At 40.7% G+C, this 25,652-nt stretch carries 40 protein-coding genes and 5 pseudogenes; 42 read left to right on the top strand and 3 right to left on the bottom strand.

The features are described 5' to 3' along the window. Positions 1-145 precede the first annotated feature (145 nt). Complete coding sequence (locus tag HT671_RS03225; RefSeq protein ID WP_000656630.1) at positions 146-316, top strand: hypothetical protein; 171 nt, start codon at positions 146-148, stop codon at positions 314-316. On the opposite strand, the gene HT671_RS03220 is transcribed toward HT671_RS03225, so the two are convergent. Further along, positions 309-470, bottom strand: coding sequence for a hypothetical protein (locus tag HT671_RS03220; RefSeq protein WP_237701456.1), 162 nt, complete (start codon positions 468-470; stop codon positions 309-311). The two genes, HT671_RS03225 and HT671_RS03220, sit on opposite strands and share 8 nt — an antisense overlap. Positions 471-666: 196 nt before the next feature. On the opposite strand from HT671_RS03220, the gene HT671_RS03215 reads away from it, so the two are divergent. The 15 genes and pseudogenes from HT671_RS03215 (at position 667) to HT671_RS03145 (ending at position 6,581) form a co-directional block, all read left to right on the top strand. After that, on the top strand, positions 667-933 hold the full coding sequence (locus HT671_RS03215) for a hypothetical protein (protein ID WP_000450963.1): 267 nt from the start codon (positions 667-669) through the stop codon (positions 931-933). 87 nt (positions 934-1,020) lie between these two features. Next, positions 1,021-1,278, top strand: coding sequence for a hypothetical protein (locus tag HT671_RS03210; RefSeq protein WP_000608473.1), 258 nt, complete (start codon positions 1,021-1,023; stop codon positions 1,276-1,278). After that, complete coding sequence (locus tag HT671_RS03205) at positions 1,278-1,625, top strand: hypothetical protein (protein WP_000462836.1); 348 nt, start codon at positions 1,278-1,280, stop codon at positions 1,623-1,625. Before HT671_RS03210 ends, HT671_RS03205 begins: the two co-directional genes overlap by 1 nt. A gap of 16 nt (positions 1,626-1,641) precedes the next feature. Beyond that, positions 1,642-1,785, top strand: a complete 144-nt coding sequence (locus HT671_RS03200) for a hypothetical protein (protein ID WP_000196747.1) — start codon at positions 1,642-1,644, stop codon at positions 1,783-1,785. A 105-nt stretch (positions 1,786-1,890) separates the two neighbouring features. Beyond that, positions 1,891-2,070 carry a hypothetical protein gene (locus HT671_RS03195; RefSeq protein WP_054393266.1) on the top strand — a complete coding sequence of 60 codons (180 nt, stop codon included), beginning with the start codon at positions 1,891-1,893 and terminating at the stop codon, positions 2,068-2,070. Next, positions 2,067-2,816 carry a phage recombination protein Bet gene (bet, locus tag HT671_RS03190; protein ID WP_050222896.1) on the top strand — a complete coding sequence of 250 codons (750 nt, stop codon included), beginning with the start codon at positions 2,067-2,069 and terminating at the stop codon, positions 2,814-2,816. The genes HT671_RS03195 and bet overlap by 4 nt, the downstream gene beginning before the upstream one ends. Before the next feature lies 1 nt (position 2,817). Further along, entirely contained in the window at positions 2,818-3,843 is a 1,026-nt protein-coding gene (locus HT671_RS03185; protein ID WP_050222897.1) for a DUF1351 domain-containing protein, read from the top strand. Between the two features lie 217 nt (positions 3,844-4,060). Further along, a pseudogene (locus tag HT671_RS11560) lies at positions 4,061-4,243 on the top strand (helix-turn-helix transcriptional regulator); the annotation flags it as partial. 157 nt (positions 4,244-4,400) lie between these two features. Further along, positions 4,401-4,826 (top strand): hypothetical protein, encoded by a 426-nt coding sequence (locus HT671_RS03175; RefSeq protein WP_119919685.1) that lies wholly within the window; start codon positions 4,401-4,403, stop codon positions 4,824-4,826. Positions 4,827-4,841: 15 nt separating this feature from the next. Continuing rightward, on the top strand, positions 4,842-5,009 hold the full coding sequence (locus HT671_RS03170; RefSeq protein ID WP_000580654.1) for a hypothetical protein: 168 nt from the start codon (positions 4,842-4,844) through the stop codon (positions 5,007-5,009). Next, entirely contained in the window at positions 4,996-5,184 is a 189-nt protein-coding gene (locus HT671_RS03165; protein ID WP_119919686.1) for a hypothetical protein, read from the top strand. The genes HT671_RS03170 and HT671_RS03165 overlap by 14 nt, the downstream gene beginning before the upstream one ends. Beyond that, positions 5,181-5,441, top strand: coding sequence for a DUF1372 family protein (locus HT671_RS03160; RefSeq protein WP_119919687.1), 261 nt, complete (start codon positions 5,181-5,183; stop codon positions 5,439-5,441). Before HT671_RS03165 ends, HT671_RS03160 begins: the two co-directional genes overlap by 4 nt. Then, entirely contained in the window at positions 5,438-5,929 is a 492-nt protein-coding gene (locus HT671_RS03155) for a MazG-like family protein (RefSeq protein ID WP_001093849.1), read from the top strand. The genes HT671_RS03160 and HT671_RS03155 overlap by 4 nt, the downstream gene beginning before the upstream one ends. After that, positions 5,926-6,348, top strand: a complete 423-nt coding sequence (locus HT671_RS03150; RefSeq protein WP_000187974.1) for a YopX family protein — start codon at positions 5,926-5,928, stop codon at positions 6,346-6,348. Before HT671_RS03155 ends, HT671_RS03150 begins: the two co-directional genes overlap by 4 nt. Then, positions 6,345-6,581 carry a DUF3310 domain-containing protein gene (locus HT671_RS03145; RefSeq protein ID WP_001067625.1) on the top strand — a complete coding sequence of 79 codons (237 nt, stop codon included), beginning with the start codon at positions 6,345-6,347 and terminating at the stop codon, positions 6,579-6,581. Before HT671_RS03150 ends, HT671_RS03145 begins: the two co-directional genes overlap by 4 nt. A 20-nt stretch (positions 6,582-6,601) precedes the next feature. On the opposite strand, the gene HT671_RS03140 is transcribed toward HT671_RS03145, so the two are convergent. Together HT671_RS03140 and HT671_RS03135 are read right to left on the bottom strand one after the other, a co-directional pair. Next, entirely contained in the window at positions 6,602-6,955 is a 354-nt protein-coding gene (locus HT671_RS03140) for a type II toxin-antitoxin system PemK/MazF family toxin (protein WP_000125658.1), read from the bottom strand. Beyond that, positions 6,939-7,154, bottom strand: coding sequence for an AbrB family transcriptional regulator (locus HT671_RS03135; RefSeq protein ID WP_001098945.1), 216 nt, complete (start codon positions 7,152-7,154; stop codon positions 6,939-6,941). The genes HT671_RS03140 and HT671_RS03135 overlap by 17 nt, the downstream gene beginning before the upstream one ends. Before the next feature lie 129 nt (positions 7,155-7,283). Between HT671_RS03135 and HT671_RS03130 the strand changes: the two genes are divergently transcribed. The 26 genes and pseudogenes from HT671_RS03130 to HT671_RS03005 form a co-directional block, all read left to right on the top strand. Beyond that, positions 7,284-7,730 carry an ArpU family phage packaging/lysis transcriptional regulator gene (locus HT671_RS03130; protein ID WP_054388425.1) on the top strand — a complete coding sequence of 149 codons (447 nt, stop codon included), beginning with the start codon at positions 7,284-7,286 and terminating at the stop codon, positions 7,728-7,730. A gap of 458 nt (positions 7,731-8,188) precedes the next feature. Further along, a complete protein-coding gene (locus HT671_RS03125; RefSeq protein WP_023933896.1) occupies positions 8,189-8,698 on the top strand; it encodes a terminase small subunit in 510 nt (169 codons plus the stop codon). Continuing rightward, positions 8,676-9,974, top strand: coding sequence for a PBSX family phage terminase large subunit (locus tag HT671_RS03120; protein WP_119919690.1), 1,299 nt, complete (start codon positions 8,676-8,678; stop codon positions 9,972-9,974). Before HT671_RS03125 ends, HT671_RS03120 begins: the two co-directional genes overlap by 23 nt. Before the next feature lie 11 nt (positions 9,975-9,985). Continuing rightward, positions 9,986-10,999, top strand: a pseudogene (locus tag HT671_RS03115) (phage portal protein); the annotation flags it as partial. Positions 11,000-11,133: 134 nt separating this feature from the next. Further along, entirely contained in the window at positions 11,134-11,667 is a 534-nt protein-coding gene (locus tag HT671_RS03110; RefSeq protein ID WP_000588570.1) for a hypothetical protein, read from the top strand. Between the two features lie 211 nt (positions 11,668-11,878). Continuing rightward, positions 11,879-12,334, top strand: a pseudogene (locus tag HT671_RS03105) (phage portal protein); the annotation flags it as partial. Beyond that, positions 12,243-13,955, top strand: a complete 1,713-nt coding sequence (locus tag HT671_RS11555; protein ID WP_240148723.1) for a minor capsid protein — start codon at positions 12,243-12,245, stop codon at positions 13,953-13,955. The pseudogene HT671_RS03105 and the gene HT671_RS11555, both read left to right, overlap by 92 nt. Beyond that, positions 13,946-14,131, top strand: a complete 186-nt coding sequence (locus HT671_RS03095; RefSeq protein WP_060955011.1) for a hypothetical protein — start codon at positions 13,946-13,948, stop codon at positions 14,129-14,131. Before HT671_RS11555 ends, HT671_RS03095 begins: the two co-directional genes overlap by 10 nt. A 123-nt stretch (positions 14,132-14,254) precedes the next feature. Next, positions 14,255-14,431, top strand: coding sequence for a hypothetical protein (locus HT671_RS03090; protein ID WP_165847402.1), 177 nt, complete (start codon positions 14,255-14,257; stop codon positions 14,429-14,431). 119 nt (positions 14,432-14,550) lie between these two features. Continuing rightward, positions 14,551-14,799: a hypothetical protein gene (locus HT671_RS03085; protein ID WP_138703240.1), complete on the top strand. Its 249-nt coding sequence runs from the start codon at positions 14,551-14,553 to the stop codon at positions 14,797-14,799. Positions 14,800-14,801: 2 nt separating this feature from the next. Beyond that, positions 14,802-15,557, top strand: a complete 756-nt coding sequence (locus HT671_RS03080) for a phage antirepressor KilAC domain-containing protein (RefSeq protein WP_138703241.1) — start codon at positions 14,802-14,804, stop codon at positions 15,555-15,557. A 150-nt stretch (positions 15,558-15,707) separates the two neighbouring features. Then, a complete protein-coding gene (locus tag HT671_RS03075; RefSeq protein ID WP_001001558.1) occupies positions 15,708-16,277 on the top strand; it encodes a DUF4355 domain-containing protein in 570 nt (189 codons plus the stop codon). Between the two features lie 5 nt (positions 16,278-16,282). After that, positions 16,283-17,125 carry a N4-gp56 family major capsid protein gene (locus HT671_RS03070; RefSeq protein WP_000123891.1) on the top strand — a complete coding sequence of 281 codons (843 nt, stop codon included), beginning with the start codon at positions 16,283-16,285 and terminating at the stop codon, positions 17,123-17,125. A gap of 11 nt (positions 17,126-17,136) precedes the next feature. Further along, the gene (locus HT671_RS03065; RefSeq protein WP_000054933.1) at positions 17,137-17,319 is read left to right on the top strand and encodes a Rho termination factor N-terminal domain-containing protein; all 183 of its coding nucleotides are present in this window, start codon (positions 17,137-17,139) and stop codon (positions 17,317-17,319) included. After that, on the top strand, positions 17,309-17,497 hold the full coding sequence (locus HT671_RS03060; protein ID WP_000669344.1) for a hypothetical protein: 189 nt from the start codon (positions 17,309-17,311) through the stop codon (positions 17,495-17,497). Before HT671_RS03065 ends, HT671_RS03060 begins: the two co-directional genes overlap by 11 nt. Before the next feature lies 1 nt (position 17,498). Then, positions 17,499-17,810, top strand: a complete 312-nt coding sequence (locus HT671_RS03055) for a phage head-tail connector protein (protein WP_000021227.1) — start codon at positions 17,499-17,501, stop codon at positions 17,808-17,810. Continuing rightward, the gene (locus HT671_RS03050; protein WP_172923034.1) at positions 17,791-18,129 is read left to right on the top strand and encodes a hypothetical protein; all 339 of its coding nucleotides are present in this window, start codon (positions 17,791-17,793) and stop codon (positions 18,127-18,129) included. The genes HT671_RS03055 and HT671_RS03050 overlap by 20 nt, the downstream gene beginning before the upstream one ends. Next, the gene (locus HT671_RS03045; protein ID WP_138703242.1) at positions 18,104-18,616 is read left to right on the top strand and encodes an HK97-gp10 family putative phage morphogenesis protein; all 513 of its coding nucleotides are present in this window, start codon (positions 18,104-18,106) and stop codon (positions 18,614-18,616) included. Before HT671_RS03050 ends, HT671_RS03045 begins: the two co-directional genes overlap by 26 nt. Beyond that, positions 18,616-18,984: a hypothetical protein gene (locus tag HT671_RS03040; protein ID WP_000608236.1), complete on the top strand. Its 369-nt coding sequence runs from the start codon at positions 18,616-18,618 to the stop codon at positions 18,982-18,984. The genes HT671_RS03045 and HT671_RS03040 overlap by 1 nt, the downstream gene beginning before the upstream one ends. 2 nt (positions 18,985-18,986) lie before the next feature. Then, entirely contained in the window at positions 18,987-19,400 is a 414-nt protein-coding gene (locus HT671_RS03035) for a phage tail tube protein (RefSeq protein ID WP_000880679.1), read from the top strand. Between the two features lie 4 nt (positions 19,401-19,404). Beyond that, a complete protein-coding gene (locus HT671_RS03030) occupies positions 19,405-19,785 on the top strand; it encodes a DUF6096 family protein (RefSeq protein WP_001207822.1) in 381 nt (126 codons plus the stop codon). 38 nt (positions 19,786-19,823) lie between these two features. Continuing rightward, the gene (locus HT671_RS03025; RefSeq protein WP_054388421.1) at positions 19,824-20,174 is read left to right on the top strand and encodes a hypothetical protein; all 351 of its coding nucleotides are present in this window, start codon (positions 19,824-19,826) and stop codon (positions 20,172-20,174) included. Continuing rightward, positions 20,161-20,706, top strand: a pseudogene (locus HT671_RS03020) (hypothetical protein); the annotation flags it as partial. The gene HT671_RS03025 and the pseudogene HT671_RS03020, both read left to right, overlap by 14 nt. Positions 20,707-22,021: 1,315 nt before the next feature. Then, positions 22,022-24,184 (top strand): hypothetical protein, encoded by a 2,163-nt coding sequence (locus HT671_RS03015; RefSeq protein ID WP_138703244.1) that lies wholly within the window; start codon positions 22,022-22,024, stop codon positions 24,182-24,184. 8 nt (positions 24,185-24,192) lie between these two features. After that, the gene (locus HT671_RS03010) at positions 24,193-24,543 is read left to right on the top strand and encodes a DUF6711 family protein (protein WP_000068027.1); all 351 of its coding nucleotides are present in this window, start codon (positions 24,193-24,195) and stop codon (positions 24,541-24,543) included. A 4-nt stretch (positions 24,544-24,547) separates the two neighbouring features. Next, positions 24,548-25,652, top strand: a pseudogene (locus tag HT671_RS03005) (tail fiber domain-containing protein); the annotation flags it as partial.

Here is a 25,652-nt window from a genome sequence, read left to right as displayed (position 1 = left end):
GTTGAATGGAAGATAAAATTATCGAACTTGCTGATTACTTCATCAGCGAATCTACAACGTACAGAGAAGTTAAAATAGCGTGTGAGAAGCTATTGAAACAAGTCAGCCATGAGATTGAACTCAGGGCGATGGAAAGTAGGACAGTATGAAAGAAGCAGTAAAGGAATTTCTAAAATTCAGGAGCCGATTTACAAAAATAGAATGGTTTGAAATTAACCAAGCTATCGAAGCTCGTTTAAATCAAAAAGCCGACCAGTTGAAACTGGACGACTTAGATTTAGAAATCATTTCTAGCAGACTAGAAAAAGTTATCTAGAAACGATTTGAATGAACATTGGATGGATACGATAGTCAGCGCCACGATAGTGAATGTAGATATAATCCTGATGGTACATCGAGTTTGCTTCAGGTTTAGAAATTGGTGAGTAGAGTTCTGCATTTTCTTCCCACCAAATGTAAGGACTAGCCATATTTGGTCCCATTACACAATCGTCGTCGGCTGATAGGTTCACCCAATTTCCGCAAAGACATGCGTGAATTTCAGTCATAATATTACCTCCTTTCTGGTTTCATTATAGCAGAAAAGGAGATAGCAAAAAAGCACCTGACGGCAATCAGGCGCATGACAAAATTATTCAAGAAAATTATACCACGAAAGGAGCAAAAATGGAAACAGTTCAAATCGTGAGAATTAAAGACGTGATCATCGAGAAGATTTCTGCAAACGATGAAGAACTAGAGCACATCTTTGGATGTTCAAAACGACAAGCGGGAGATATGAGGCGAGAGATGAAAAAATTACCTAGTCAACAAAAATACCTTAGAAACGATGGTCAGCTTGTCACAATCAAAGGTTTTGATGCTTATCTGCAATATCGAGGCAGTCAATCATGGAAGAAAGAAATGTCTAAAACCGTTAAGATGACACGATAGCAGAATAATAACTACTAACTTTACAACAAACTACTACTAATCTAAATAAAAGAAAGGGATAACTGAGTTATCCACAGGAGAAAAACAATGATTAACAAAGACCAAATTATCAAAGCGCAACAGGAAAAAATTGAACGCATTGAACAGTTACAAAAAAAGCTACATAAATTATCTACGCTTGGATTGCTAACTACAAAACTTTTGGGGCTACCTAATGAGTTAGAAAAGCCGTTGAAAGTAACCCACGACATCTCACATGTCATCAAGGATGTATTGGATGGCATGAGCCCAAGTGAGGCGATTAAGCAGAATATGGCAGAAGAAGATGATGAAGAGGAAGAATAATGTTTGAACCACCATTAGTTAGCCAGCTTTTAGGAACTGGTGCAGTGATTTTAGGATTTATCGGTGCAGGGCTTCTAGCTCATCAGATGGATAAGCAGGAAGAGGAGAAAATCCGCCAGAAGGAAGAAGAAAGACGAGAAGAGCAAGAATTTGCGTCTATGATTATCCAAGGTTACAACCAAGCATACGAACGTGGTAGAGAGGCACAGCGACAAGAAATCCGCAAGAATATCCGCAGAGAGTTCAAAGGCTTCACCTACGACAACGAACCGCCTCAAGGATTGCGCCCTGAGCCTCTAGCCTTGCCAGAACCACGAAGATCACGCTATGAAAAGTATTTGGGGTAGAGCAAAGGAGACGCTAATGACTAGAATTGAACTTGAAAACCGTGTATGGCTTTTGGCCAATCATGAAGAAAAAAACGAATTGCTGGATCTTGGGCTAACATCAAAGGCTAGATATGTGAAACGAGTGCTGGAACTTGGAAAGGTGTATGCTCATGTTTGATTACGACAGAGATATAATGCAACCGCCTGAAGAACGTGAGGAACTTGACCCAAGCCAGTACATCTATGTTGGCTGTGGGCAGTATCGATACGTGGGGGATGAAGTATGATTCAGGAGCTACACGAAGAAATCGATAAATGGCGAGCTAAATATATGCATCTCGGAATTGAACTCGGAGAAATCATCAACGACCAACAGGATATTATTTTGAAATTGCAAAACGAAAATAGACACTTAAAACGTGAAAATTGGAATTTGAAGAAGACGAAAGGAAGAAGAAAATGACAAATAATCAATTAGCAACGCAGACAAAACGTGATATTACTATTGACCCAAGTTCATTGACTGGGGCAGACATCAAAAAGTATTTTGACCCACAAAACCTGTTGACTGAAAAACAAATAGGTCAGGCTCTAGCCTTATGTAAAGGTCGCAATCTTAACCCATTTGCTAACGAGGTCTACATTGTGGCTTACAAAAATCGTAATGGAGGCACAGAGTTCAGTTTAATTGTCTCCAAAGAGGCTTTCTTGAAACGTGCCGCTCAATGTAAAGACTATGAAGGCTTTGAGGCTGGAGTAGTGGCGGCAGATAGCGAGGGTGTTATGCACGAACGCAAAGGGGCAATCATGCTCCCAGGAGACACATTGATAGGCGGATGGGCAAGAGTGTACCGCAAAAATTTCAAGGTACCTGTGGAGATCTTTGTTAGCCGTGAGGAATATGACAAGAAACAAAGCACTTGGAACTCTATGCCAGCTACTATGATTAGAAAGACGGCTCTGGTAAATGCTCTTAGAGAGGCTTTCCCTGAGGATTTAGGCAATATGTACACAGAGGATGACGGCGGAGAAACATTTGACCGTATCAAAGATGTCACACCTCAAGAAAGTCGAGAGGATGTCGTAACACGCAAGATGGCTCAGATTGAGCAATTCAATAAAGAACAAGAGGCGAATCACCCAGTTCCTGAACCTACTCAAGTTGAGAAGACAGTCCAAGGCGAACTCTTAGAAGAAATGGAGTACTAACATGCAAGAATTACAAGTAAGTGTAACACAAGCTCAGGTTGAAATTTTAGACCGTGAGTTGTTTGAACAAAATATTAAAGAGGTGGTAACGAAGTACCAGAATTACACAGTTACTGCTTCGACAATCAAGGACGATAAGCAGGTATTAGCTGATCTCAGAAAACTGTTCAAGCAGATATCTGATGAACGTATCAAAATCAAAAAGGTTTTGTCAAAAACCGCTGATGATTTTAACGAATACATCACAGAGCAGGTTGAACCGCTTGATGGTGTTATCAAAAAGATTGCGAAAGATGTCAAAGAGTTTGAAGACCACCAGAAAGCACTCAGACTGGATACTGTTAAGGGTTACATTACAAATAAGGCGTCAGAATACATGCTTGACCCTCGTCTATTTGACGAGAAGGCCCTTGAGTATGTCAAGGCTGGCGATTTCATGGCTGACGGCGTGACGCTTAAAAAAGCCACTATGAAGTCACTTGATGACATGGTCACATTTGAGTTTCAGAAACAAGAAGAATACAAGAAAACCATCTCAGCAATCTCAGGGCAATGCGCTGAGTACGGAATGACAGACCAGCCATATATTCGGATGTTGAAAGACATGACTTTGGTTGAAGTGTTGGAACAAATCAAGGCAGACTACGCTTTTGAAAAGCAAAAAGAAGAAGTTAGATTGGCTCAAGAGCGAGCTGAACGAGAACGTGAGGAAGTTTTAGCTCAGCAACAAGAGAAAGCGCCAAAATCAACGGAGACCGCAAAATTTGACCCAGAAACGGGCGAAATCTTAGACAGTAGGCAATTATCCCAAAACCAACAAGAAGCCGTCAGAGGGGCTGAAAACGGCTTAAAACGATATACCCAAAAAATGACCTTGGAAGTATATTTCGCCGACACGGAAGAAAAAGACTATTTCAAGAATAGCCTTGCGGATTTGGGATTTGAATACAAAAAAAATTACACTGTCCAAGGTTATCAACGAATTGAACCGTTGACGCAGGCAGAATTGGATGAACTGATTAAATAAACCAACTATTTCCATTTTGGAAACAACTCAAAAACCAACAAGCCGTGCATTCTTGTAAAACTGCGAACTAGAAAATGCGTCAGTGACATTTATGTGACTTTGGACGAATGGCGCAAAGAATTTCACTCACGCTTGCTTTGCTCACAATTTGGCAGGCGTGGGATTTTGGTAGAAAGTATGGCAGCGATGAGATTATGGAACTGAATGAGGTGTTTTGATGAATAGACTAAAAGAATTAAGACAAGAAAAAAAGCTATCTCAAAAGGAAATAGCAAAAGAAATGAGCATATCAGAAAAGACTCTATCACGCTGGGAAAACGGAGAAAGCCAAATTAAACCAGAAAAAGCAAAGCAATTAGCTGACTACTTCGGGGTAAGCGTTGGGTATCTGTTGGGGTATGAAAGTAACCCATTGGAACGACTGGAAAGCTTAGTTGATGAACTAAAGGAACACAAGGACTTGTTAGGAGTTCTGGATTGGTACACAGTCTTTGATTTAGCTAATGACATTCTTGCAATAGCAAGCGTGGAAAAAGCTAGGTGTTTAGGGAGGTTGAATGAAGGAGAGATTGATCCTTAAATTTGAGTTAAACAGAAAGCAGATGATTAACTCAAATGATAGACCGCACTTTCATCAAAAGGCTAAAATCACTAAGTTTTTACGGCAGTTAGCTGCATATGAGGGCGACAATGTACTGAGAGATTACTTTGGCTTACCTTACAGCGAGGACAAACCTTGCAAGGTTAAGGTTCGGATATATCCTCCGACAAATCGGAAGTATGACCCACCGAACTGGTCGCCCACAAGCAAGGCTTTGTTTGATGGTTTGACGGACGCTAAGATTTGGACAGATGATAATTACAACGTGATAGTATCGACTGAGTTCATGCACGGTGGCAAGTCCGGAAATAAGAATTATAGGATTGAGCTGGAGATTTACGAATATCACGAGATATTGCAGAGGATAGTTGATGGGATTTGATAGGAGGATAGAAATATGATTGGAGTAACCTATCAGGAAATTCATCTCTTTGTTGAGTTTTTGAAAAAGCAGTATGGGCAAGGGCGTCCAGACTATATTGAAGCCCTGAACGACTTAGACGGTATGGTGGAAGTCTCCTATAGAGAAGCTATTGAAAGATTTTTAGACGATGAATTACGATAAACAGGTAGTAATCGAAGGACTGAAACGCACAATTGAGCAAAATGAAGAGAAGATAATCGAGTATTCGAAACCGTGCGATGCACGCAAGAGACGGATTAGAGCGCTGGAGCGCGATTTGTTGAAGAAAAAGAATAAAGAATTGAGACGGAAAGTGAAGGAGGAGGTCGCAGATTGAAACGTTTTATCTCAATTTGGATTCTGCTATCTGCTGGACTAAACATCTGGCAGATGGACAGGATTGCAGAACTAGAAAAGAAGAAGCCTATGGTTATTTACAAGGCAGATAACGCAGGCGCTGAGATTTTCGGTAAAGTCGTCGAGAAAGGACGACACGGCAAGCTATATACGCTTACTATTCGTGACTACGGCATTTTCGTAGTTACTAAGGACGTGTATGAGAAGATTAGAGTAGGGGATGAGGTACTACTATGAACACACTAGAAAAAGTCAAACAATGGTTTATTGACCGTGATTTAGAAAACGGTGGACGACTAGACAAGCAGTCATTAAAACTTAGCGAAGAGTTCGGTGAGTTGTGCGCAGGCTATCTCAAGAAGAATGAGAAGCTGACCAAGGATAGCATTGGAGATTGCGCAGTCGTGATTGTCGGTCTGGGATTGTTGAGCAAAGTGGATTTGGATAGTATTTTTGAAGAGTCGAAGAATGTTAGAAAGAACGATATTATGACATCATTCGCGTACGCAAATACATGTATTAGCAACATTCAAACAGAACAACATCTGAAACTTATGACCTTACGTATAAAATCATTGACTCTATTGATTGGTCATCTAAAATCAATCAGCAAGTCGCTAGGTTATGATTTTGAAGAGTGTTTTGAACTGGCATACCAAGAAATCAAAGATCGCAAGGGTCGTTGGATTGATGGCAGCTTTGTGAAGGAGGAGGATTTGGCATGACACCAAAATTTAGAGTGTGGGATAGCGTAGAAAAGAAATTCGTAGAACATTTTTTTATCACAGATAACGGCTTGATTTGCAACATGGAAAAACCAACATCGGACTCCAAACTTCTTATTCCTATCGAAAAGTCAGAATTGATCCTCATGCAATCAACAGGACTCAAGGATAAGAACGGGGTGGAGATTTTCGAGGAGGATGTGGTTTCTAGGAATAGTGGAATGCCCAGCGTAGTTAAATTTGGTAAATGGATTTATGAGGAAGATTTTGGATATAAAATAAAAAATATCGGGTTTCACCTTAATTCTAGTTATGATGATGAATGGTTTCAAGCTATGGACTATGAAGATATTCGCAAGAATTATGAAGTCATTGGCAATATCTACGAAAACCCAGAACTTTTGGAGGATAAGGAATGAACCCAGAAATAATTGACAATATAAACAAACCAAGCCACTACCAAGGTGCAAACGGTCTTGAGGCTATCGATGTTGTGCATAACTTCGTTGGGAGCCTTTCCGGAGCGTCTGCTTTCTTTTGGGGCAACGCAATCAAGTATATGCTACGGTTTCAAAAGAAAAACGGTCTGGAAGACCTGAAGAAAGCACGTAAGAACCTTGATTGGTTGATTGAGGAATTAGAGAAGAACTAAAAAAGCCCAATCCATAAGGACTAGGCTTCGAAGATGAAGTTGTAGAGTTGGACAACCTTCTGAAAACTGGTTGTATCCATGGTTGTGATTTTTTGAGCCTTGCGCTCTCTAAAGTCAAAAGTATAGAGTTGGAGTGGATTGACAGAGCCATCTACCTTATTGGAACGCACAGGAACGAGCAGGCCTTGTTCTTCTAGTCTGCTTTGACCGTGTGTAATAGGGCATACAGCAACAAATCCCGTCCGCTCCGAATATTCTCTACGCGAGACGACAATAGCAGGACGGCGTTTCTGAATCTCACGTCCAACAGACGGGTCGAAGTCAATCCAGATGATGTCCTGTTTTTCTGGAATGTAATCATATTTCGCTGTCAAGGAATTTTACCCCTTCAAAGTCATCTTCCATGCGTAGGTCTGCATCGCCGCTAAATGGGTCTGGAATTTTTGGAGCTAGGACAATGACATTATCTACACCCTTGTAGACAAACATTTCCTGACCTTCTGGAACATTGAGTGTTTTGGGAATGGTCACAGTGACAGAGTTCCCAACCTTACGAGTTTTAACAGTATTCATTTGTTTCTCCTTTATTTTGTATACATACAGTATACATATAAAAACGGAACAAAGCAAGAAAAAAGCCAGCACAGCTGACTCCTTTGTGATATGTTCGCTAAAAATATTATATCATAAAGGAGCGATGTTGTGAGGTTATTAAAAAGCGTTGACGTGCAATTTACCAAAAAAAATGTATATGACGTTCTAGAGAGTTATCGCTCGTATGTCCGGATGGCAGGCGCTGAGTATTTGCCTAAAATTACAACGACCTACTCATTTGAACCAAAGACGTTTACTGGTAAGAACACAGCCACTGAGAATATGGTTATCGAACATGTGGATGCAGAGGCAGAGGTTTTGGAAATTGAGAGAGCTGTGAACTGCATTATGGATCCATACGTTCGGCAGGTTATCACAAAGAAGTACATGGATATGAAAATCCAATTATCAGACAAGGCTATCTATATGGACTTAGGCTATTCTGAAAGTGAGTTCTACCGCATGCTTAGCAGAGGCGCTTTGGAATTTGCGGAAGCCTATCGAAAAGGTAAGCTGATTGTCTTTCGTAAATTTTTGGGAGATATTTGCAAGTAAATTGCTAGGAAATGGCTTATTTTACATGGTAAAATAGTATTGTCAAGTGATAGGTCAATTGACGTCTCCTTTATACTTTATTATATTTTTCCGAGGCTTCGGTCTCTTAGACAGTAAGGACAGGTTAGCAGGTTGTTTGGGTCTCCTTGAAACTTTTACCAAACGTGCGTTTTACTGCTAGACCAGTTGGTTCGATTCCAGCTGCTGTCATTTGAGTGTTTGTGTCCCAGAATGGGGTAGGCAGTAGGCTTAGCATTCATATATCACTCATTAACTTACAAATGGTTGCGGAGCGACTAGACCTTGCATGATTGCGTAGCTAATTATACTCCGGATAAGTTATAAGCTAGAGGGTTTGATTCCCTCAGAGGTTGTAAAGACTACAAAAAATAAAAAAGAAGTCAAAATTTAATACACACGCAAGGTAGTAGTCGTCTTGCAGGAAGGTCGCACATCGTGTGACTTTTTTTATTGTGAAAGGAGGTGATGGAAAATTGAATGAAAGACAAAGACGATTCGCAGATGAGTACATCATCTCAGGTAATGCTTATCAATCAGCTTTAAAAGCAGGGTATAGTGAGAAATATGCTAAAGCAAGATCTTCTGAATTGTTGGATAATGTCGGAATTTCTGATTACATCAAAAATCGAATGGAGGAATTGCAAGATGAAAAAATCTTAACTCAAAAACAAATTCTTGTGATGCTGTCAGAAATCGCGTCGGGACAAGCGAAAGAAACAACAGTAGTCACGACGAAAGTAGCTGAGTTGATGACTGATCCCGTGACTGGTAAGTCTGTAAAAGTCTACAATGAAATCCCTCAACTTGTCGAATACCCAACAAAGAACAGCGATAGGAATAAAGCTCTTGAATTGTTAGGTAAGCGACATAAGATGTGGACAGACAAAGTAGAGGCAGACGTTTCTGGAACGGTGGTGTTTGCGAATGAGTCAGACATACCAGATTAAACAGAACGATATTGTTGTTGACCTACCTAAGACGGTAGGAATTGGATATGGTCAGTTTTGGCGATCAAGAAATCTTTATCGTGTTGTAAAAGGTTCCCGTGGTTCGAAGAAGTCTAAGACGACTGCTTTGAATTTTGTTGTCCGTCTTTTGAAATATCCTTGGGCTAACTTGCTTGTCATTCGTAGATATTCGAATACAAACAAACAATCTACCTATACGGATTTTAAATGGGCGTGTAATGTGTTAGGTGTGACTCATTTATTTAAATTCAACGAGTCTTTGCCTGAAATAACAATAAAAGCGACTGGGCAAAAGATTCTGTTCCGTGGTTTGGATGATGAACTCAAAATCACATCTATCACGGTCGATGTCGGCAGTCTTTGTTGGGCATGGTTCGAGGAAGCGTATCAAATTGAGACTGAAGACAAGTTCAGTACGGTTGTTGAGTCAATCCGTGGTAGCTTAGACGTACCTGATTTCTTTAAACAAATCACAGTCACATTTAACCCGTGGAATGAGAGGCACTGGCTCAAACGTGTGTTTTTTGATGAAGAAACGAGACGAGCTGATACATTCGCTACTACGACTACTTATAAATGCAACGAGTGGCTTGATGAAGTCGATATCAAACGCTATGAGGATTTGTATCATACGAACCCTAGACGTGCTAGAATCGTCTGCGATGGCGAATGGGGAGTTGCTGAAGGTTTAATATACGAGAACGTGACTGTCAAAGAGTTCAATAAAGATGAATTGCTACAAGATTCAGCTAATAAATTATGTATCGGTCTTGACTTTGGTTTCACTCATGATCCAACTGCTTTGTGTTGTTCGTTGATAAATGACACGACGAAAGAGATTTATGTCTTTGATGAGGCGTATAAAGTCGGTCTTATAACCAAAGCAGTTGCTAAGATGATAAAGGACAAAGGTTATCATCGCTCACAAATCATTGCTGATAGCGCTGAATTACGACTGATTGAGGAATTAAGGTCAGAACATGGTATAACTCGAATTAAAGAGAGTCGTAAAGGTAAGGATAGCATTATGGCTGGCGTGTCCAAGTTACAAGGATACGCTATTTATGTGCATCCAGACTGTAAAAACATCATGGATGAATTTTACAGCTATTGTTATCAACAAGACAAAGAAGGAAATTGGCTGAATAAACCAGAAGATAAAAACAACCACTTGATGGATGCTCTACGTTACAGCCTTCAATGTATCGAAGGTGGGAAAGCAACCGTCCGCAGACGTTCTGATTATGGTCTATAGAGAGGAAAGACATGTACCAATATTTAACCTATCCACGGGATGGATACGATGAGGGTTCTTTGAAGAAAGACCTGATTTACAAATTGATAACGATACATAACACTGAAAGCTCACATTTGAAGAAGCTTAAAAGCTACTATTTGGGTGAGCATGCTATCTTAGAACACACGAGACGCAACGTGAACGCACCGAATTACAAGACGGTAGCTAATCATGCCAAGGATATCGCAGACACGGCTACGGGCTATTTTATGGGCAATCCTATCAAGTATAACAATACTGCTGACGGTGATATCGATGAACTACTTACAGCCTTTGATGGTGCTGAGATTGACCAAGTAGATGCTCAGAATGCTTTGAACATGGCTATCTATGGTCGTGCTTACGAGTACATCTATGCTAAAGAGGGTATGACTGAGTTGGACTCAACTAGTATTGATCCGGAGAATACTTTCATGGTCTACGATGATAGTATTGAGCGGAAGCCTTTGTTTGCGGTCTATTACTATGAAGTAAAAGACGATACGAAAGACACTACCAAGTACCAGGCTGAGGTTTTTACCGAAAATCTGCACTATCACATGGTGCTGAGAAGTACAGATTCAGGAACAACTCAGAATGAGCAGGTAACCCCTCACAACCTTGGGCAAATCCCAATTATCGAATATCGCAACAATCACTTTGCAATTGGTGACTATGAGCAACAAATTAGCTTGATAGACGCTTATAATTCCTTGATGGGGAATCGTGTCAATGATAAGGAACAGGCTGTAGAGTCTATACTTGTCTTGTATGGCACGCAGTTAGCAGACACTCCAGAAGACGCTAAGGTAGCAATGAAGATTCTTTCTGAAGAAGGTCTTTTGGAATTGCCGGGCGATAGTGCAAGGGCTGAGTTCTTGAAGAATACGCTGGACGAAAGTGCTACTGAAATCTTGCGTACAGCTCTTAAAGAGGACATCTACACATTTAGCCATGTGCCTAATTTGACTGATGAGAATTTCGCAGGGAATACTTCGGGGGTGAAATAGTTGCCCTCCTCAAAGGTAACTTTGAGGTAATAAATCGGGTTAAAATTGGAAGGCGCAAAACAGTAATAACCTAGATATTTATATTCTGTTATGGTATAATAAGAGTATAATAATCTAGGAGAAGATGAATGATAAAAGATAAAATGCACAAACATCTAAATCAAGTTTATTACTCTATGTTAGCAAGGTGTTATGATGAAAAACATTGGGCTTATAAATGGTATGGGAAACGTGGAATAGGTGTTTCTGATGAATTTAGTGATGTAGCTAAGTTCAGAAGTTGGGCAATGCAAAACGGAGTAGAATTTGGTTTGCAATTAGATAGGATAGATAATGACAAAGACTACTCACCAAGTAATTGTAGGTGGGTTCCTGAACATACAAATAAACGTAATCGTTCTGATAACGTTAAGTATAAGGGATATATCTTGAGAGACTATCTAAAAAAATTATCTGAAGAAAACAACATTTCTTTTTCAACTCTTGTCTACAGATATTATCGTTCCATAAAACGAGATGATATAATCGTTAATGATGAAACAATAGATGATATCTTATTGAATTATAAAAAATACGATTTAAGACAATTTTCAAAAGGTGTGGACATGTCTGGTAAGACAATTGTTCGAGATGAAAAAGGGAGATTTGTGACATATTACTGAAGCTAATCAATTACCACTGCTGGTAGAAATATCAGTAAGGTTTAACGACTAGATAGAGTAAGCTAAGTGAGAAACGGTACATAGTATCGTTTTTTTTATATGCAGAAATATCCACGAAATCCGACACCCTGATAAGGGTGAAGAGATAGTCTGAACTTACGGGAAACCGTAAGAAGTAGAGGATAAAGAGCCTCTACGGTAACAAAATTGAGCTATGGAATTCAAGCTAATGGGCCTTGAGATGATTACCAAGACCAAGGAAGCGAACTACAAGCGTGGATTAAGACAGCGTATTGCGATTTTTGCTCATTACTTGGGTATGAAACAGATTGCACTAGAGTCTCATTCAATCGTTCCACAATTCAGCCGTGGTTTGCCCAAAAACTTGCTGGAAATCTCTCAGATTGTGAACAATTTGGAAGGTAAAGTGACCAATAGGCAGCTTATTTCTCTCTTGCCGTTTGTGGAAGACCCTGACGCTGAGCTGGAAGCCTTGGAAGAAGAGAAAAAGAAGAACATGGAAGACATGTCGATGTTCAACAAAGACAACACGAAACCCGAAGACGAGGTAGAGGATGAAGAATCAGGAGTATTGGGCGAAGAGGAAAGCCAATCTGATTTACCAGCAGATGGACAAGGCCGAAAAGCAGGCAGACCAGTTCGATAAGGTCTATCAGGAAGCCAAGACTTACTTGGATAAGGAAGTCAATAAGATTTTTGATAAGTTCCAACGTGATTATGGTCTAAGTCAGGTAGACGCTAGACAAGTTTTGAAGAACATGAAAGACAAGAAAAATCTGAATGAACTTCGTAAAGTACTTGAAGCAAGACCGAATGCCCCGAACATCCAAAGATTACTAGCTGACTTAGACAGCCCAGCTTATTCTTTTCGTATGAAGCGCCTAGAGCGTTTGAGTGATGATTTAGATCGTATGCGTGAATCTATCTATCATTCAGAGAAGACGGGCTCAGACGCCTTCTATAGCGACCTGATGAAGGATAGTTACTACAAGGCTACCTTTGACCTGCAACAGCAGACAGGGCTGGCATATGGCTTTTCTGGGCTTCCTGAGAGCGAGATTAAACATCTACAGTCTTTTAGTTGGGTAGGAGATGGAAGTACCTACTCAACAAACATCTGGAAGAATACGGGGAAGCTTACTTCTAGCATAAAAGATGAACTACTCATGAGCCTCATGACAGGAAGAGGAACACGAGAAACGGCACAAGCAATTGCTGAACGATTCGATGTCGGTCAGAATGATGCGAGGCGTTTGGTTCGGACAGAATCAGCCTTTTTTCATAACCAAATGGAACTACTCAGCTATGAAGAAGCAGACATAGAGAAGTATATCTTTGTAGCCGTCTTAGACAAGCGTACATCACATATCTGCCAAGAGCACGATAATAAGGTCTATGATAGGGATAAGGCTACCCCTGGCGTCAATTGTCCGCCTATGCACCCTTGGTGTAGGTCTACTACTGTCGCATACGACGAGGACGCAGACTACAGCAAGTTGAAGCGCAGAGCAAGGAATCCAGAGACAGGTAAGACCGAGCTAGTACCTGCTGATATGACTTATAAAGAGTGGTATAGCAAGTATGTTGCGAAAGATGGGGAAAAGGTGTATAATCAGGGTATGAGTTCAATTGATTTAATGGCAAAACAACAGTCTTTTGTTGTTGGGAATGATATTCGAGTGAATACCAAAAAACTTAGCGGAACCGAGTTTGATTTTTGGACTCAGAACAATAGTAAGAAAATTAGAGATACAGTGGCGAACGTTCAAGAAGCTTTCCGCCAATTGCCTGATTATTCAAAACCAACTGTTGTGTTTTTAAAAAAATCAAAGCTGCCTGGTCTAGCTGGATATGACTATAAGCAGGATATTTTGTTTATAAGTGATGCTCTTAGTTCAGAAAAAGAATTCAAAGATATTTTATCAGACGGATTCTTTGCTGCAAAAGACATTAAAGATGCAATAGTTCATGAGTTGACGCATAAACAACACTGGGATTCTGCAAAAGCGTTTTACAAAGCAAATAAAAAGCGCTATAATAGTATTGAACAAGCAATGATGGAATTAAATTCAGGTCTAATTGCATATGTCAAACAACAGCAATCTCTTGACCGAAGCTATTTGAAAGATATTAGTTTGAATGCTTATAATGCGTTTTTGTATCATAATAATATCAATGAACTAGTAGCAGAAATCGGGGTAATAGGTGACAACGTAACTGATAAAGTGTTGTTGAAAAAAGTGAAGGAGGTATTGAAATGGAAGTAATGGCTGTACCAAGTAAAGAGTTGTTAATTTTTTATAATCAAATCGATGAATGGGTTGACCAAGTTTATCCAGACAAAGATATGCCTCGTGTATCTTTTAAGAAGAACACTCCTAAGTCTGTTTTAGATTTATTTGATGCTATTAAATTAAAAATCGGTTTTGATTATGCAGTATAACGTACCAAAGCACCTAGAGAAATCTAAGTGCTTTTCTTATTTTTAATTTTTTTCAAAAAACCTCTTGACTTTTTGGTGACACGGTTATATAATAATTGTGTTACCAAGAAAAGAGGTGATGACATGGTAGCAAAAGTCGGAAGACCGAAAAGTGAAAATCCTCGCAGAAATAATACAAGACTTCGTATGACTGATGAAGAAGTAGCAATGTTAGAGTATTGTGCTGAACAAACAGGAAAGACGAAGACGGAAATTTTAATGCTAGGACTAGAAAAGGTCTACAACGAAATAAAAAAATAGCCTAGAACCCCTACCGCCAAACAGATGGTTCTAAGCTATCACCACAGAAGTGTTTCTGCATGAAATATTATATCATGCTGAGACGCTCTTTTCAAGATACACGAAGGAGTGTTTTTATAATGGCAAAAATTGAACTTTTAGACAGTTACGAAGATTTACTGAACTATGTTGAAGAAATCCGTGAGAGCATGGACTTGATTCACAATTGGCTAGCAAAAGAGCCAAATTGGGATAGTCAGTGTGACTTATATGAATTTATTGCTCAACATAGCTCACAATTCGCTGTATTGAATCTTATCATGTACAGGCTGGATAGTCTTAAAGATGAGCATCGTAGCATTATTGATAATTATATTAAAGGGGTCTAAAAATGGAACTACAAATTTTTAAAAATGAACAATTCGGAGAAGTAAGAACGACAGAAGTTAATCAAGAAATTTATTTCAACTTAAAAGATTGTTGTCAAATTTTGGATATAAAAAACAGTAAAGATGCAGTAAAAAGGCTAAATTCAAAGGGGGTCGTTACTACCGACCTCCTTACAAATGGAGGAGTCCAACAAGCCAACTTCATCAACGAAGCGAATTTCTATAAACTTGTTTTTCAATCTCGCAAACCAGAAGCAGAGAAATTTGCTGATTGGGTCACTAGCGAGGTTCTGCCCTCTATTCGTAAGCATGGCGCTTATATGACCGACCAAGTGGCCTATAATATCACGCACAACAAACAAGCCTTAGCAGACTTGCTCCTTATGGCTGGTAATCAACTGAAAGAAAAAGAAGCAGTCATTAAAAACTTGGAAGCTGAAAAAGCTGTACTTTCCGTTGAAAATACCATAATGAAGCCGAAAGCAGACTATTTCGATGAACTGGTAGATAGAAACTTACTGACCAGCTTCCGAGAAACAGCAAAACAATTAAAAATTAAAGAACGTAAGTTTATTGACTTCTTGATGGAGAAAAAATACATCTACCGAGATAAGAAAGGTAAGCTCCAACCGACAGCCAATAAAAATGATGGTTTGTTTGAGGTCAAGGAAACACTCAACGAAAAAACACAATGGTCTGGCACACAGACTCTGATTACACCTAAAGGCCGTGAAACCTTTAGACTACTATTTATTTAATTAACCCCTAACCGCGTCGAAATCGAGGCGGTTTTCTTATGCTCTAACCGTATGGAATCCCGTACGGTTTTTAAATTGTCCAAGCATTGAAGACATTAAAAGCTATGGAATTATACAGTCGGGGACGACTTTAAAAATAGGAGGTTCGCAATGAACGAAGAAACACAAACAGTCGAAACGGTTGAAGAACAAAAGGTACCTGCAGAACCTGCACAACAACCGCAAGACGAGAAGAAGTACACGGACGCAGACGTCGACGCTATCATCGATAAGAAGTTTGCCAAGTGGAAATCAGAGCAAGAAGCCAAGGAAAACGAAGCTAAGAAGCTTGCTAAGATGAACGCTGACGAGAAACAGAAATATCAGTTGGATCAGCGTGAGCAAGAATTGGCTGACCGTGAAAAGGCTATTGCTCGTAAGGAATTGACCGCAGAGGCTAAAGCAATGCTAAGTGAACGTGACTTACCTGTTGAGTTAGTGAATGTAGTTGATTTGACAAGCGCAGAGACGGTATCGCAGTCTGTCGCTGTATTACAGAAATCATGGGAACAAGCCGTGCAAAAAGGCGTACAAGAAAAGCTAAAAGGCGGAGCTCCAATGAAGCAAGCACCAGTCGATAGTGACGGTATCACAAAAGAAGAATTTGCTCGCATGGGTTATCAGAGTCGAAATGAACTCTATCAAAAGAACCCAGAACTCTATAAGAAATTGAAAGGTTAAAATAAATGACAGCAGGACAAACTAAACTAGCCACTATGGTTAACCCAGAAGTGATGGCGGACATGGTTTCCGCTAAACTACCTAAATTGATTAAATTTACTCCACTTGCTTATGTGGAAACAGCACTCCAAGGACAACCAGGGAACACTCTAACAGTTCCAGCATGGGAGTACGCAGGAGATGCGACTGAGGTTGGAGAAGGTCAAGCTATTTCTCCAGACAAATTGACTACTAAAAAGACTACTATGACCATCAAAAAGGCTGCTAAAGGTTATGAAATTACCGATGAAGCTCTTTTGTCAGGTCTTGGTGACCCACTAGGTCAAGCCACTTACCAGCTTGGTTTGGCTATTGCTAACAAGATTGATGATGATTTGGTAGCGGTGGCTAAGACTGCAACACAGCACGTTGCAGAAACTCCAACAACTCTTGAGGCAATTGATAAGGCTCTTGATATTTTTGAGGATGAAGAAGATGCACAGTATGTTGCTATCATCAACCCTAAAGATGCTACTAAGCTAAAAACTGACGTAGCAAAAGAATGGACTAAAGGTTCAGAGCTTGGAGCAAATATGGTTGTTTCTGGGACCTTTGGTGAAGTTGCTGGTGTGCAAATCGTCCGCTCTAAAAAAGTTGAAGAAGGTAAAGGTTTCCTTGTCAAAGTGTCTCCTAGCCAGACTCAGACAGATGATGCCAATAAATATGGTGCGTTTGTTATCATGCTAAAACGTGATGTGGCTATCGAAACAGACCGTGACATCCTTAAAAAGACAACGGTTATCACTGGTGACAAACACTATGGTGTTTACCTATACGACCCTACACGAGTTGTAAAATTCGGTGAGTAAGAGGTGATGATATGAGCTTATTGCTACGACGTCATTATATCCAAGAGGAGCAAGCTGGCCAGTATTCTGATTTAGAAAATAAGACTTTAGAAGAGTTGAAGAATCTAGCTAAAGAAGCTGGCATAACTGGTGCCTATAAGTTATCAAAAGCTGAAATTGTAGAGGTGTTGGAGGATTTAAAAAGTGAAATTTAAAATCAAACAAGATTTCTATGACTGGGAATTAAATGTGAAACGACTGGCAGGAGAGGAACTTGAGATTACTGAGGAGCGCTATGCCGAGCTGGCAGATAATTTCGCCAGCAATGGTGTCGCTATCTCAGACGTTCTTGAGGAAATTCTCCCTGAGCCTGAGTTTTTAGAAGAGGATTGATATGTCTATAGAGTTGCTGAAGAAAATGACAGGCGAAGAAGATACTCAGCTTCTCATGTTGCTCCAAACGAGGGCTACAAATCTTATCTTGTCAGAGACGAATCGCACATCTTTGACACCTGCTTTAAGTCGCTTAATACCTGAGGTTGCTATCGAACTCCACAACCGCTCAGGAGCGGAAGGAGAGCATTCCAGAACCGAGGGTGGTATAGCAGTAGTCTACGGAGAAAACGGCCTGTCTACGGGTCTTTTACAGCGTATACGCATGCACAGATTAGCAAGGGTGGCAGGTCATGTTTTTGAAGCAGAGTAGACTGAAACCTTATCCAATGCGACGGTTTGAAAAGACTGTCACAGAGGAAGGCGTCGTAAAAGAAGGATATGCCAAGGAAGCTGAGACAGTCCACCTTGAGTTGTGGCCAGCTAGCAGTAAGCTACAATCTGAGATGTATGGTGAGCGTGTCAATGATATTTTGAACGCAAATGCCAACAAGTCAGCTACTATCAAAGTGAAAGATGGTGTGTGTATCGATAGCCCGACGGAAGTGACTCACAGGGTTATCTCTAAAAAGGTCTACACATATCATCAAGTTTTGGAGTTAGAGCGTGTCAGAGCTACGAGGGGCAGATAGGCTCATAGCTAAATGTAGACGATTGGCTAGTAAAAAAACTGGCGAGGATATCGTCTTACGTGCGGTACACAATGCTGCTATAAAGGTTGTCCAAGCTGATGCTAAAAGACTAGCACCAGGCAACAATGGAGAACTTAGAAACAGTATCAAGACTAGGGTTAAAATGGACGGAGATAAGGCTATAGGTGAGGTTTACACAAATCTACACTATGCTCCTTATGTTGAGTTTGGAACAGGACCCAAGGGTCAGGCTAGCCATTCTGGTATCTCTCCAGAAGTCAGCGTGACTTATCGCTCTAGTCCGTGGTATGTGCATGAAGACCAAATCAATGTAGGGCCTTACCACTTTCAAAAGATTGGGGAGTTCTACAAGATGTATGGTCAACCTGCTCAGCCTTATCTTTATCCAGCTTTGAGAGACAATCAAGAGCGTGTGTCTAAGAATATTTCGGATTATGTCCGTAGAAAGATAAGAGAACAAATATAATGATTAATATCAAGCCTGTTATTTATAAAGAATTGCAAAAGGTTGCAGATAATGTGACTGATACGTATCCTAGCGATTGGGAGACTTTTCCAGTCGTTATTTTTTTGGAAGAACAAAACAAGCCGGGTGATTGGTTTGATGACCAGGAACAAAAATCCTCTATCCGCTACAAGGTGGATATCTTTGATGATACAAGCACTAGTGAGTTAGCTGTTAAAATCAATCAGATTTTTGAGTCTTTAGGTTTACGAAGAACCGACTGCCAAGACGTGCCAGACCCGTCCCATTTGAGACATAAGGTCATGCGTTTTGAAGGGGTTGTTGACTTACACTCAGAGCTTGTTTTTCAATTTAGAATGGAGAATTAAACATGTTAGCAAACGGAATTACGCTTTCTTATAGCGAAACCAAAGGTAGCTATACTAAGCTTGTTGGATTGAAAGAAGTACCAGAGTTTGGTATCGAACCTGAAAAAGTAGAGAACACTACTCTTGAAGATAAAGTTAAGAAGTACGAATTTGGTATTGGTGATGCAGGGGAATTGGAGTACAAGTTCTCTTATAACAATTCAAGCGAAACTGCTCCTTACCGTGTATTGCGTAAGGCAGCAGACGACAAGAAGAAACTCTACTTTGAACAAGCTTATCCAGACGGTACTAAGGTCAATTTTGAAGGCCAAGTATCTGTTAAACTGGGCGGTGGCGGTGTCAATGCCGTTATCGAGTTCACACTTAAGATTGCATTGCAGTCAGAATTGGAATTTACAGACGGTCTTGGAGGTTAATTAAATGGCGTTACCTTACTCAATTTGGAAGATTAGCGATGAGAAAGAGTTAAAACTACGACTTTCATCTCATCAAGCAGCAAAAGTTGAAGAAAAAATCGGTATGAACTTACTGAAAATCTTCATGCCTGAAGCTGGCGAAGAGTTTCCTTTGCCTCCTTTAAAAGTTGTATTGCTCTTGATTCATGGAGCTTTGCAAAAGTATGAGAATGGGTATTCTCTTGAGGATGTCTACGATCTATACGATGAATACGTGGATAATGGTGGAGACCAAACAACCTTCATGACAGAGGTTTTAATGCCACTCTTTGAAGTGTCGGGTTTTACTCCACGAGGAAGCAAGGGCAAGAAAACTTCCAAGAAGAAAATGACAGTAGTCGAGTAATCTTAACGGTAACGCAGATTATTGAGAGGCTTTATCCTATGTTTTTGGACATCGGGGGTAAGCCTCTTGATTTTTGGGATTTAACGGTGCTTGAAATCAGGGAAATGATTGAAAGCTACAACCGTGTCAAAATCCAAGAGCGTAAAGAGAAGATTATTGACTCGTACAGACTTTCGCAGATGATTTCCAATCACGTTTCTTTATTGTTATCCAAAGATGCCAAGGTCTTTGAGTTCTGGGAATATGCGCCTGAGTTGTTTGTAGAAGAGAAACAAGCGGTAGAACAAGAACGACAAAGACAAGCGCTTTTGTTGCATAAGGAACGGATGCGTGATTTTGCAGATAGACATAATCGAAAAAGGAAGGAGGAAATGAATGGCAACTCTTGACGAATTGAAGGTCATGATTGACGCTGAGATAGCGCCTTTCAGGAAGAAGATGAAAGAAGTCGAGAATCAGGTCAAAGGAACATCTGACCAAGTGAAGAATGCCACTGCCAAAATTCGTGAACAGTCGAGCTCAATCGGTAGCGCGTTTGGCAAGCTGGCTAAGTTTGCTGGTTTTGCAATCCTTGGTAAGAAATTGCTTGATGTTGGGATGTATTCAACGCAGACAGCTCTTGAAGTATCAGCGGCTATGAACCAAATTAAGCGCCAGATGGGTGAGAGTTCGCAATCTTTCTTAAAATGGGTTAACGATAACGCTAATGCCATGAATATGGGTGTGGGCGAGGCTACTAACTATGGTGCAGTCTACTCAAACTTATTTTCTGGATTTATCAAAGACACCAACAAGCTAAGCGCTTATACTGCTAAGATGTTGCAGACGTCGGCAGTTGTTGCTGAAGGTTCTGGGCGCACGATTACAGACGTTATGGAGCGGATTCGCTCAGGTTTGCTAGGGAATACGGAAGCGATAGACTTTTGTCGCACCGCTTAGAAATAGGCGGATTAAGAACTTACCAAAATCGGTAAAACTCTAAATTTTAAGTAATTAAAACATGACGATACCGAGGTAAACTAAGCAATTAAAAAGGCTTGGTCACCGTAGAGCATAGGGATTGAACCTGTGCTTTTTGTTTTGTCAAAAAGTATAGAATAAAATATCCCCACGAGTGGTGAGCACCTAGACAATTCGGTTGTAGGTGAAAATATATGCCGAACTTACAAGAAATTGTAAGAAGTATGGATAAAAAGCCATGCGATAACATTATTGAGAAGACCTAGGAATCAACGTCAATGTGGCTATGATTGAGTCCACTGAAGCCTTTAAGAAGTTCGCAAACGGACAGAGCTGGCAACAATTAGACTACCAAACCCAGCAACAAATCCGCCTTATGGCTATTCTGGAACAGGCTACAGCCAAGTATGGGAATACCTTGTCTAATTCTGTAAATGGTCGTATCAGCCTGTTTAAGTCGCTGATGAAGGACGCAGCATTGAACCTTGGTAACTCTATGTTGCCGATTATCAATGCCATTATGCCTGTCTTGAACTCTTTTGCCATGGTATTGAAGAACGTGACGGCTAAACTTGCGGAGTTTATCGCTTTGATGTTCAACAAGAAAGCAACAGTGAAAGATGGTGTTGGTGGAGCGGTTGGAGACATGGGTAACGCCATGAAGGATGCTGCAGGAGGTGCAGGAGATCTTGCTGATGCAGTAGACGACGCTGGAGATTCAGCAGGAGGACTTGCTGATAATCTTGGAGACTCAGCCAAAAACGCTAAGAAGGCCGCTAAAGAGTTGCTAGGTCTTTTGGGATTTGATGAGATTAACATCTTACAAAAACCAAAAGACGATGATGCAGGCGGTTCTGGCGGTGGCAAAGGTGGTAAAGGAAAGGGAGGCGGTGGCGGACCTTTCAAAGACATCTTGCCAGAAGTCGAGTTGACCGACATGGACAACCAGTTCAAGAGCATTTTTGATGGACTTGGAGATAAGCTCAAAGGGTTGTTTGACCTCTTCAAGAAAGGTTTTGATGCAGCATTTAGACCAGAAGGTATTGAACGCATTAAGACCGCCTTAGACCAAATAGCTAAGACAATGGGAGAAATCGCTACTGATCAAAGAGTTGTGAATGCCTTTAACCGAATGGTTGAGAAAATCGCTTATGCTTTAGGGCAAGTGACAGGCTCAATAGCTACTATCGGTCTAGGTATCGGTGTTTTCCTTGCCGAAAGTATTGCAAATGGTCTTGGAAGGCAAAAAGAACGCATTACCAGAGCGCTAGTCGCTTTGTTTGATAATATTGGTAACATTGCAGAGGCAGTAGGAAACATCGCTCAGGCCTTTTCTAGTGCTTTCTACGACGTCATTACTTCAACTGGTGCGGTTCGTATAGGTAGTGCTATTGTGTCAACATTTTTGAGTTTGAGTTCAAAAGCTGTTGAGATTGGAAGCAAACTTGGTGGTGATTTATTCAAGGGCTTAGAACGCATTGTGACAGATAACGCTCCGAAATTATCAAGTTCCTTACAGGGAGCTTTAGATGCGATTGCTCCAGTATTCGAAACAATAGAGAAAGCAGTGAACCGTTTTGGAGATGCGTTTAGCCGTGTGTATGATGAGCATGTTAGCCCATTTATAACAACTCTTTCTAGCGGTATTTCTCAAATTGTATCAGTCTTTTTAGACAGTTTTGACAACAATGTTACTCCAGCACTTCAAAGATTCTCTGATGGATTTGAAGATGTCTATAACAATCATATCGGTCCAGCTATTGATTCTTTAAGTCAAGCTTTTGGAGGACTGGTTGATGTTCTCAAACAAGTCTGGGAAGATAATATGCAACCTTTTGCTGAGTTCTTAGCCGATACATTCGGTATCAGCATTGGTGAAGTTGCCGATGTGCTAGGCGGAGCTATTTTAGAGGCTTTAAAAATTCTAGCTGATACAGTAAAAGTCGTTAGCGATGCTTTCGTTGCTTTTTCCGATTGGTGCAAGGATAACCGAGAGATAGTTTCAGCCATGGCCACTGCAATCGGTCTGGTATCGACAGCTTGGGAAGGTATTAAATTCATGTCTTGGGCTGAGCAGGCTGGTGGTCTTGCAGCAGGAATTGGTAAATTAAGTGGAGCTTTCACTGATTTAGTTAGTGCGGTAAAAGGATTAACAGTTGATAAGATAAAAGATTTTGCAGAAAGCGTGTATTTGAATACCTTATATGCGAAAGACTTTGTGGTCAATTCAGGTAAATTGATTGTAGAGCTAGGAAAAACTGCTCTAGAACTTGGTAAATCAGCACTAGCGTGGGGTGTTCATGCAGCACAAATGGGGCTTGCAGCAGCCGCAGAAATCGCTCAATCAGTTGCAGCAGGAGTTGCAGCAGCTGCAACATGGGCTTTTAATGCAGCGTTAGCAGTTTTGACAAGTCCAATAACCTTAGTTATTGCAGCAATCGCAGCCTTAATTGCTATTGGTGTCTTGCTCTACCAAAATTGGGACACTGTTGTTGAGTTTGCTAAAACAGCATGGCAAGGACTATGTGATTTTATCAGTGGTATTTGTCAAGCGATTGGCGAATTTTTCAGCGGTCTATGGACGAAGCTACAAGAAATCTTTGAGCCAATAGGTCAATGGTTTGGCGAGAAGTTCCAGCAAGGATGGGATGCAATAAGCAATACATTTAGCAAGTTGGGCTCTTGGTTTGGTGACCGTTGGAACGAATCTAAAGATGCGCTTGCCGAAGCAAACACTTGGTTAGGTGATAAATTCAAGTCCGGTAGGGGTAAAGTGAACTCAGCTTTTGAAAAAGTTGGCTCTTGGTTTGGTGATAGATGGAAAGATATCAAAGATGGAGTAAAAGAAGCTGATACATGGTTTGGCGAGAAATTTGAGAGTGCAAAAAAGAAAACTCAGAATCCTTTCCAAAAAATCGGTTCTTGGTTTGGTGATAGATGGAAAAATATGCAAGATGCCTTGAAAGAAATCCCCAACTGGTTCAAGAATCTGTTTAATGATGCAATGGATAATGCTAAAAACATCGTTAAAAGTGGTATCGATAAACTAAAAAGCTTCTTTAACTTTGATTGGAGCTTACCAAAAATCAAACTCCCTCACTTTAATATATCTGGTAGCTTCAGCTTGATGCCTCCTAGAATTCCATCATTCTCTGTAGATTGGTATGCACGAGGCGGTGTATTCAACTCTCCTAGCATCATTGGGGTCGGAGAAGCTGGTCAAGAAGCGGTAATGCCTCTTGAACGGAATACAGGATGGATTTCTATCTTGGCTCAAAAACTGGCTGAAAGAATGCCTGCTAATAATGTACCTACAGGTTATTCATTACCGGCTGGCGACATCGTTATCCAAATCGCAGGCCATGAGTTCGGACGGGTAGCCATCCAAGAAATTAACAAGGAACATGAACGAGCAGGTCAAACCTTGCTCAAGATTTAGGAGGTTAAATGGCACAATTGACAATCAATGGGGTGGCTGTGAAGCCTCCCAAATCTTTTCAAGTCGGTATTCAAGATATCGATGGAGAGACAGGGCGTAATGCCAATGGCGACATGGTGCGTGACCGTATCACGACCAAACGCAAACTAGACTGTGAATGGGGTATGATGACTCAGGGAGAATTAAGTCAGCTTTTACATGCTGTATCATCTGAATTTTTTGAGGTGTCTTATCCAGACCCCATGGATGGCCAAGTCACAAAGACTTTCTACGTCGGTGATAGGACAGCTCCTAGCTATAGCTTTACTGAGAAGTTTAAACCTTGGTCTGGCGCTAAATTTAATCTGGTAGAGAGGTAAGAAAATGGACGCTTTAACTAGACGACAATTTGACAGAGCCATGTTTGCCAAGGAAAGGACGCTGGCTATTCGTGTTGGTGATTATACTTCACGGGATATCAAAGAGGCTAGTTTTGAGTATGGCTACATCAAGGGCGATACTTATAAGCCTGGTGGAACCTGCGCTGGTAGCGGTAAAATTACCTTTACCAGTATCATTACCACGTTCAATAAGCTGGATACCCTGCACCCTGAGATTGGTCTACTGGTTGGGGATACCTACCAGTGGGTCAAGATGGGGGAATACTTCATCAACGATATTGAGATTGACCGAAACCGCAACACAACCACACTTGAACTTATGGATGGTATGTTTAAGCTCAATCGTGAGTATGTGACAGATTTGCATTTCCCAGCTGAAGTACGAGAGGTTATTCAGGAAATCTGCCTGAAAACAGGCATTGAGTTAGCGAATGACTATTTCGGAATCAGCGCGATGCGTTACCATGTCGAGCAAGTTCCTGAAGGAAAGAAACTTTCATTTAGGGATATGCTGAGCGCTATGACTCAGATGATAGGGATGTCTTGTTTCTTCAACCGAGAAGGGAAGATGGAAATCCGTGATTTAACTGAGTCAAATATCACGATAAACGCAGACAGTTACTTCCTACATGGTTTAACCAAGAGTGAGATTGAGTATCAGATAGCTGGTATTACTTGTAAGACAGATAAGAAGCCTCTTACGGTTGGTATGAAGACAGGTCGGTCTTTGGAACTAGACAATGTCTTCATGACCCAGAGCGCTTTAAATGACCTGTATTACAAGCTGAAAAACCTGACTTACTATCCGTATAATCTCAACTACCAAGGGCATTTACTGCTTGAGGTTGGGCAGTGGGTAACCATTCAGACCAACAAGAAAGAAACCTTTAAAGTTCCTGTCTTAAGTCAGAGCTTTACTTTCAAAGGTGGTCTAAGAGGTCGTATCAGCGCAGATAGTAAAGCTGGAAATGATACGCAGTATTCTTACGAGGGTACGATTACCAAGCAGATTAAGCAACAAGATGGCATTGAAGCCAAAATCCAAGCGCAGATAGAAGCAGCAGACGCAGCCTTTGACGCTGAATTTA

The sequence above is a fragment of the Streptococcus sp. 2741 genome, assembly GCF_013276315.1.
GTDB lineage: Bacteria > Bacillota > Bacilli > Lactobacillales > Streptococcaceae > Streptococcus > Streptococcus pseudopneumoniae.
Note: the sequence above shows the minus strand (reverse complement) of the source record. Positions and strands in the feature narration are given on the sequence as shown.

What these genes read in the sequence shown, in the direction of transcription:
- HT671_RS03225 (WP_000656630.1), top strand. Translation starts at nt 146, where the DNA reads ATGAAAGAAGCAGTAAAGGAATTTCTAAAATTCAGGAGCCGATTTACA.
- HT671_RS03220 (WP_237701456.1), bottom strand. Translation starts at nt 470, where the DNA reads ATGGCTAGTCCTTACATTTGGTGGGAAGAAAATGCAGAACTCTACTCA.
- HT671_RS03215 (WP_000450963.1), top strand. Translation starts at nt 667, where the DNA reads ATGGAAACAGTTCAAATCGTGAGAATTAAAGACGTGATCATCGAGAAG.
- HT671_RS03210 (WP_000608473.1), top strand. Translation starts at nt 1,021, where the DNA reads ATGATTAACAAAGACCAAATTATCAAAGCGCAACAGGAAAAAATTGAA.
- HT671_RS03205 (WP_000462836.1), top strand. Translation starts at nt 1,278, where the DNA reads ATGTTTGAACCACCATTAGTTAGCCAGCTTTTAGGAACTGGTGCAGTG.
- HT671_RS03200 (WP_000196747.1), top strand. Translation starts at nt 1,642, where the DNA reads ATGACTAGAATTGAACTTGAAAACCGTGTATGGCTTTTGGCCAATCAT.
- HT671_RS03195 (WP_054393266.1), top strand. Translation starts at nt 1,891, where the DNA reads ATGATTCAGGAGCTACACGAAGAAATCGATAAATGGCGAGCTAAATAT.
- bet (WP_050222896.1), top strand. Translation starts at nt 2,067, where the DNA reads ATGACAAATAATCAATTAGCAACGCAGACAAAACGTGATATTACTATT.
- HT671_RS03185 (WP_050222897.1), top strand. Translation starts at nt 2,818, where the DNA reads ATGCAAGAATTACAAGTAAGTGTAACACAAGCTCAGGTTGAAATTTTA.
- HT671_RS03175 (WP_119919685.1), top strand. Translation starts at nt 4,401, where the DNA reads ATGAAGGAGAGATTGATCCTTAAATTTGAGTTAAACAGAAAGCAGATG.
- HT671_RS03170 (WP_000580654.1), top strand. Translation starts at nt 4,842, where the DNA reads ATGATTGGAGTAACCTATCAGGAAATTCATCTCTTTGTTGAGTTTTTG.
- HT671_RS03165 (WP_119919686.1), top strand. Translation starts at nt 4,996, where the DNA reads ATGAATTACGATAAACAGGTAGTAATCGAAGGACTGAAACGCACAATT.
- HT671_RS03155 (WP_001093849.1), top strand. Translation starts at nt 5,438, where the DNA reads ATGAACACACTAGAAAAAGTCAAACAATGGTTTATTGACCGTGATTTA.
- HT671_RS03150 (WP_000187974.1), top strand. Translation starts at nt 5,926, where the DNA reads ATGACACCAAAATTTAGAGTGTGGGATAGCGTAGAAAAGAAATTCGTA.
- HT671_RS03145 (WP_001067625.1), top strand. Translation starts at nt 6,345, where the DNA reads ATGAACCCAGAAATAATTGACAATATAAACAAACCAAGCCACTACCAA.
- HT671_RS03135 (WP_001098945.1), bottom strand. Translation starts at nt 7,154, where the DNA reads ATGAATACTGTTAAAACTCGTAAGGTTGGGAACTCTGTCACTGTGACC.
- HT671_RS03120 (WP_119919690.1), top strand. Translation starts at nt 8,676, where the DNA reads ATGAGTCAGACATACCAGATTAAACAGAACGATATTGTTGTTGACCTA.
- HT671_RS03110 (WP_000588570.1), top strand. Translation starts at nt 11,134, where the DNA reads ATGATAAAAGATAAAATGCACAAACATCTAAATCAAGTTTATTACTCT.
- HT671_RS11555 (WP_240148723.1), top strand. Translation starts at nt 12,243, where the DNA reads ATGAAGAATCAGGAGTATTGGGCGAAGAGGAAAGCCAATCTGATTTAC.
- HT671_RS03095 (WP_060955011.1), top strand. Translation starts at nt 13,946, where the DNA reads ATGGAAGTAATGGCTGTACCAAGTAAAGAGTTGTTAATTTTTTATAAT.
- HT671_RS03090 (WP_165847402.1), top strand. Translation starts at nt 14,255, where the DNA reads ATGGTAGCAAAAGTCGGAAGACCGAAAAGTGAAAATCCTCGCAGAAAT.
- HT671_RS03085 (WP_138703240.1), top strand. Translation starts at nt 14,551, where the DNA reads ATGGCAAAAATTGAACTTTTAGACAGTTACGAAGATTTACTGAACTAT.
- HT671_RS03080 (WP_138703241.1), top strand. Translation starts at nt 14,802, where the DNA reads ATGGAACTACAAATTTTTAAAAATGAACAATTCGGAGAAGTAAGAACG.
- HT671_RS03075 (WP_001001558.1), top strand. Translation starts at nt 15,708, where the DNA reads ATGAACGAAGAAACACAAACAGTCGAAACGGTTGAAGAACAAAAGGTA.
- HT671_RS03070 (WP_000123891.1), top strand. Translation starts at nt 16,283, where the DNA reads ATGACAGCAGGACAAACTAAACTAGCCACTATGGTTAACCCAGAAGTG.
- HT671_RS03065 (WP_000054933.1), top strand. Translation starts at nt 17,137, where the DNA reads ATGAGCTTATTGCTACGACGTCATTATATCCAAGAGGAGCAAGCTGGC.
- HT671_RS03055 (WP_000021227.1), top strand. Translation starts at nt 17,499, where the DNA reads ATGTCTATAGAGTTGCTGAAGAAAATGACAGGCGAAGAAGATACTCAG.
- HT671_RS03050 (WP_172923034.1), top strand. Translation starts at nt 17,791, where the DNA reads ATGTTTTTGAAGCAGAGTAGACTGAAACCTTATCCAATGCGACGGTTT.
- HT671_RS03040 (WP_000608236.1), top strand. Translation starts at nt 18,616, where the DNA reads ATGATTAATATCAAGCCTGTTATTTATAAAGAATTGCAAAAGGTTGCA.
- HT671_RS03035 (WP_000880679.1), top strand. Translation starts at nt 18,987, where the DNA reads ATGTTAGCAAACGGAATTACGCTTTCTTATAGCGAAACCAAAGGTAGC.
- HT671_RS03030 (WP_001207822.1), top strand. Translation starts at nt 19,405, where the DNA reads ATGGCGTTACCTTACTCAATTTGGAAGATTAGCGATGAGAAAGAGTTA.
- HT671_RS03025 (WP_054388421.1), top strand. Translation starts at nt 19,824, where the DNA reads ATGTTTTTGGACATCGGGGGTAAGCCTCTTGATTTTTGGGATTTAACG.
- HT671_RS03010 (WP_000068027.1), top strand. Translation starts at nt 24,193, where the DNA reads ATGGCACAATTGACAATCAATGGGGTGGCTGTGAAGCCTCCCAAATCT.